Source organism: Pedobacter fastidiosus (assembly GCF_014306625.1).
GTDB lineage: Bacteria > Bacteroidota > Bacteroidia > Sphingobacteriales > Sphingobacteriaceae > Pedobacter > Pedobacter fastidiosus.
Window position 1 is genome coordinate 1 of the sequence record NZ_JACRYL010000044.1, and the last position, 5389, is coordinate 5389.

General features: G+C 50.6%; 2 tRNA genes and 2 rRNA genes. All 4 read right to left on the reverse strand.

Going from position 1 to position 5389, the window contains the following annotated elements:
* Window positions 1-53: 53 nt before the first annotated feature.
* A 23S ribosomal RNA gene (locus tag H7U22_RS22640) occupies window positions 54-2930 on the reverse strand.
* A 383-nt stretch (window positions 2931-3313) separates the two neighbouring features.
* Window positions 3314-3387: transfer RNA gene (locus tag H7U22_RS22645), tRNA-Ala, on the reverse strand.
* A 13-nt stretch (window positions 3388-3400) separates the two neighbouring features.
* Window positions 3401-3478 (reverse strand) — tRNA-Ile (locus H7U22_RS22650).
* Between the two features lie 187 nt (window positions 3479-3665).
* Window positions 3666-5187, reverse strand: a 16S ribosomal RNA gene (locus H7U22_RS22655).
* Together the 16S and 23S rRNA genes with 2 tRNA genes alongside form the textbook arrangement of a ribosomal RNA operon.
* Between the last annotated feature and the right edge of the window lie 202 nt (window positions 5188-5389).

Below are 5389 nucleotides of genomic sequence, written 5' to 3' on the forward strand. Positions count from 1 at the left end.
TGACATATAATTGGAAGAAGTTAAGTTTCGAAGAGCAAACAACGATTTGTTGCCTTTGAAAGCCTCGGATGATTAGTACTACTCGACTGTGGTGTCGCCACCTTTACATCTGTAGCCTATCGACGTAGTAGTCTTCTACGGTCCTATATGGAATTCTCATCTCGTGGCTAGTTTCGCACTTAGATGCTTTCAGCGCTTATCTATTCCCAGCGTAGCTACTCTGCAATGCCCCTGGCGGAACAACAGATTCACTAGAGGCTAGTCCAACCCGGTCCTCTCGTACTAAGGTCAGCCCCACTCAAAATTCCTACGCCCACAACAGATAGGGACCGAACTGTCTCGCGACGTTCTGAACCCAGCTCGCGTGCCACTTTAATCGGCGAACAGCCGAACCCTTGGGACCTTCTCCAGCCCCAGGATGTGACGAGCCGACATCGAGGTGCCAAACCTCCCCGTCGATATGAGCTCTTGGGGGAGATCAGCCTGTTATCCCCAGCGTACCTTTTATCCTTTGAGCGATGGCCCTTCCATGCAGAACCACCGGATCACTATATCCGTCTTTCGACCCTGATCGACTTGTCTGTCTCACAGTCAAGCAAGCTTATGCTATTGCACTCCGCGTACGGTTACCAAGCGTACTGAGCTTACCTTTGAAAGCCTCCGTTACCTTTTTGGAGGCGACCACCCCAGTCAAACTACCCATCAAACAATGTCTCCCGCTATGCGGGATTAGACACCGAATACAGAAAGGGTGGTATTTCAACGTTGGCTCCACGACGCCTAGCGACGCCGCTTCAAAGCCTCCCACCTATCCTACACATCCTGTAGCCAGTGTCAATGTTAAACTGTAGTGAAGGTGCATGGGGTCTTTCCGTCCCGTTGCGGGTACCCGGCGTCTTCACCGGGACCACAATTTCACCGAGCTCATGGCTGAGACAGCGCCCAGATCGTTACACCATTCGTGCAGGTCGGAACTTACCCGACAAGGAATTTCGCTACCTTAGGACCGTTATAGTTACGGCCGCCGTTTACTGGGGCTTCGATTCAATGCTTCTCCTTGCGGATGACATCCCCTCTTAACCTTCCAGCACCGGGCAGGTGTCAGGCCTTATACCTCATCTTTCGATTTTGCAAAGCCATGTGTTTTTGTTAAACAGTCGCCTGGGCCTTTTCACTGCGGCTGACATTGCTGCCAGCGCCCCTTCTCCCGAAGTTACAGGGCCATTTTGCCGAGTTCCTTAGCCATGATTCACTCGAGCACCTTAGAATTCTCTTCCCGGATACCTGTGTCGGTTTGCGGTACGGGTTTTTATAACCTGGAGCTTAGCGGTTTTTCTTGGAAGTCTGATTACCTGCGCTATCCGCTCACCCGGGGGCTCGCGGTACTATCGACTTTCAGCTAGACCGGCGGATTTGCCTACCGGTCCAATACCTACTGTCTTCAACGATCTATTCCGTCAGATCGCGGCAGTGTCACTACTCCGTCCCCACATCGCAGTTATAAAAAGTACTGGAATATTAACCAGTTGTCCATCGAATTTCCCCTTCGGGTTCTCCTTAGGTCCCGACTGACCCTGATCCGATTAGCGTTGATCAGGAAACCTTATCCTTTCGGTGGGCGGGTTTCTCTCCCGCCTTATCGTTACTTATGCCTACATTTGCTTTTCCATGTGCTCCAGCACCCATTACCAGATACCTTCACTGCGCATGGAATGCTCCCCTACCGATATATTTCAATCCCATAGCTTCGGTGTACAATTTAATGCCCGTTTATTATCCATGCCCGATCGCTCGACTAGTGAGCTGTTACGCACTCTTTAAATGAATGGCTGCTTCCAAGCCAACATCCTAGCTGTCTGTGCAATCGGACCTCGTTAGTTCAACTTAACTGTAACTTGGGGACCTTAGCTGATGGTCTGGGTTCTTTCCCTCTCGGCCCGTGACCTTAGCACCCCGGGCCTCACTGCCGACTATATTATATAGCATTCGGAGTTTGTCTGGATTTGGTAGGATTTGACTCCCCCGCACCCAATCAGTAGCTCTACCTCTATATAACTCAACGTCGACGCTGTTCCTAAAAACATTTCGGGGAGTACGAGCTATTTCCCAGTTTGATTAGCCTTTCACCCCTACCCACAGATCATCCGGAAACTTTTCAACGTTTATCGGTTCGGTCCTCCAGTACGTGTTACCGCACCTTCAACCTGTCCATGGGTAGATCACAAGGTTTCGCGTCTACCTCCCCTGACTATACGCCCTATTCAGACTCGCTTTCGCTTCGGATCCGTGTCTTAAACACTTAACCTTGCCAGGAAAGAGTAACTCGTAGGCTCATTATGCAAAAGGCACGCCGTCACGCCACCTGGACGCTCCGACCGCTTGTAAGTACACGGTTTCAGGTTCTATTTCACTCCCCTGTTCGGGGTTCTTTTCACCTTTCCCTCACGGTACTGGTTCACTATCGGTCTCTCAGGAGTATTTAGCCTTACCGGATGGTGCCGGCAGATTCCCACAAGGCGTCTCCGACCTCGCGGTACTCAGGATACTGCTAGACTGACATTCTATACGTGTACCGGGCTATCACCGTGTACCGCTGGGCTTCCCATCCCATTCCACTTCTGTCTGTCAATGCCACGTCGCAGTCCTACAACCCCACCTATGCCGTAACATGGATGGTTTGGGCTCTTTCCCTTTCGCTCGCCACTACTCAGGAAATCATTGTTATTTTCTCTTCCTCTGCTTACTTAGATGTTTCAGTTCGGCAGGTTTGCTCCATTATGGTGACTGGTCTTCAACCAGCCGGGTTGCCCCATTCGGAAATCTCCGGATCAATTCATATTTGCAGATCCCCGAAGCTTATCGCAGCTTATCACGTCCTTCATCGCCTCTGAGAGCCAAGGCATCCCCCGTGTACTCTTTATTACTTTCTTCTCTCCATAGCCTTTTGCGCCTATGGAAATGCTTTTTTCGCTCTTGTCATGATGTCTCATGCCCAGCATCGTATCGCTACTCCGCAGGGCGAGCACAAACACAACAGTCGCCTATTGTTGTTTGCTCTTCTTTTTTAACTTCTTCCAATATGTCAAAGAACTTTCCGGAGATTACGCAAGGGGTATCAGATTGCAGGTTTCATTGCCTGCGCTCAAGCCCTCAGCTTGGTCTCGTTAGTAGAAAGTACCGGTCTCGAACCGTTTCGTGTGCCCCTCTGGCGTTTCTTTTTTTCTCAATTATGTCAATGCAGTTTACCAATCCTGGTACAGTTTGTGTTTTTTGAAAGCTTTCCGCTTTGGTCCATGGGCCTTGGGCCCAATAGTGGAGAATAACGGAGTCGAACCGTTGACCTCCTGCGTGCAAGGCAGGCGCTCTAGCCAGCTGAGCTAATCCCCCGAAAGGATATCAATGGTAGTCCCGTCCAGATTTGAACTGGAGACCCCTACATTATCAGTGTAGTGCTCTAACCAGGCTGAGCTACGGGACTTTGATCAGGGCGCTCCGTAGGCGGTATATAGTATCTTACCGCTACCGCTTTCCTCTGCTGCCCCAGCCTGTCGCCGTTATGCCGAGACCATGTGTTATGGTACGCCACACCGTTTTCCTCTGGGTGTTTCTTTTTTTCTTTTTATAAGAGTATCATGTTGCGAAGCGGGTAGACGGTGCTGCTCCAGAAAGGAGGTATTCCAGCCGCACCTTCCGGTACGGCTACCTTGTTACGACTTAGCCCCAGTTATCGGTTTTACCCTAGGACGCTCCTTGCGGTTACATACTTTAGGTACCCCCAACTTCCATGGCTTGACGGGCGGTGTGTACAAGGCCCGGGAACGTATTCACCGCGTCATTGCTGATACGCGATTACTAGCGAATCCAACTTCATGGGGTCGAGTTGCAGACCCCAATCCGAACTGTGAACGGCTTTGTGAGATTCGCATCATATTGCTATGTAGCTGCCCTCTGTACCGTCCATTGTAGCACGTGTGTAGCCCCGGACGTAAGGGCCATGATGACTTGACGTCGTCCCCTCCTTCCTCTCTGTTTGCACAGGCAGTCTGTTTAGAGTCCCCACCATTACGTGCTGGCAACTAAACATAGGGGTTGCGCTCGTTGCGGGACTTAACCCAACACCTCACGGCACGAGCTGACGACAGCCATGCAGCACCTAGTTTCGTGTCCTTGCGGACGATCCCATCTCTGGTATCTTCACTAACTTTCAAGCCCGGGTAAGGTTCCTCGCGTATCATCGAATTAAACCACATGCTCCTCCGCTTGTGCGGGCCCCCGTCAATTCCTTTGAGTTTCAATCTTGCGACCGTACTCCCCAGGTGGAACACTTAACGCTTTCGCTTAGCCGCTGACTGTGTATCGCCAACAGCGAGTGTTCATCGTTTAGGGCGTGGACTACCAGGGTATCTAATCCTGTTTGATCCCCACGCTTTCGTGCCTCAGCGTCAATAAGACCATAGTAAGCTGCCTTCGCAATCGGTGTTCTGAGACATATCTATGCATTTCACCGCTACTTGTCTCATTCCGCCTACCTCTAGTCTATTCAAGCCCGTCAGTATCAAGGGCACTGCGATAGTTGAGCTACCGTCTTTCACCCCTGACTTAACAGGCCGCCTACGCACCCTTTAAACCCAATAAATCCGGATAACGCTTGGATCCTCCGTATTACCGCGGCTGCTGGCACGGAGTTAGCCGATCCTTATTCTTCCGGTACATTCAGCTCCCTACACGTAGAGAGGTTTATTCCCGGATAAAAGCAGTTTACAACCCATAGGGCAGTCTTCCTGCACGCGGCATGGCTGGTTCAGAGTTGCCTCCATTGACCAATATTCCTTACTGCTGCCTCCCGTAGGAGTCTGGTCCGTGTCTCAGTACCAGTGTGGGGGGCCATCCTCTCAGATCCCCTAGTCATCGTCGCCTTGGTGGGCCGTTACCCCGCCAACTAGCTAATGACACGCATGCCCATCTCCATCCCATAAATGTTTGATCATTGTACAATGCCGTACTGTGATTTTATGCGGTATTAATCCGGATTTCTCCGGGCTATCCCCCAGATAGAGGTAGGTTGCATACGCGTTACGCACCCGTGCGCCACTTTTCCAAGGGGCAAGCCCCAAGGTATCGTTCGACTTGCATGTATTAGGCCTGCCGCTAGCGTTCATCCTGAGCCAGGATCAAACTCTCCATTGTAAAATGTGTTGTAAGATTCTGACCAGTTTTTAACCATGTTAAAAATGGTCTTCTTTTTGTTTGTGTCTGTTAGACACCGTCTTTAAAATAAAGCAGGGTACTCTGTACTTGAATATGTACTTCATTACCGCCGCTACGCTACATTGACATCTCTTTTAAGAACTTGGTGACCATAAAGCCTCACGGCTGGTCGTATATATCT